Consider the following 391-nt stretch of genomic DNA (forward strand, 5'->3'; position numbering starts at 1 on the left):
AAATGTAACTATTTTAGAGGGAAGTAACATTCACGTCTTGCCTTCCCTGCCTTACTCGGCGCAGGACTTCTATACAAGTATAGATGTTTTGGCTGAACTAGATAATGGAACCCAAGTTATCATCGAAATACAAGTCCATCATCAGAATTTTTTCATCAATCGCCTGTGGGCTTACTTGTGCAGTCAGGTTAATCAAAACCTCGAAAAAATTCGCCAACGAGAAGGTGATACCCACCAAAGCTACAAACACATCGCACCAGTTTACGCAATCGCAATTGTAGATAGCAACTACTTCTCGGACGATTTGGCTTTTCACAGCTTTAGTATGCGAGAAGATACGACAGGTGAAGTCTTAACCATCACAAATAATGGACAAGAAAACCATCTGGTT

1 protein-coding gene is annotated in these 391 nt (G+C 40.9%); it reads left to right on the plus strand.

Annotated features, from left to right (window positions below; translation table 11 throughout):
* The coding region (locus WKI42_RS10700) for a PD-(D/E)XK nuclease family transposase (RefSeq protein WP_368081911.1) at nt 1-391 on the plus strand (391 nt) is incomplete at both ends.

The organism is Streptococcus pseudopneumoniae (assembly GCF_038148935.1).
GTDB classification, from domain to species: Bacteria; Bacillota; Bacilli; order Lactobacillales; family Streptococcaceae; genus Streptococcus; species Streptococcus pseudopneumoniae_U.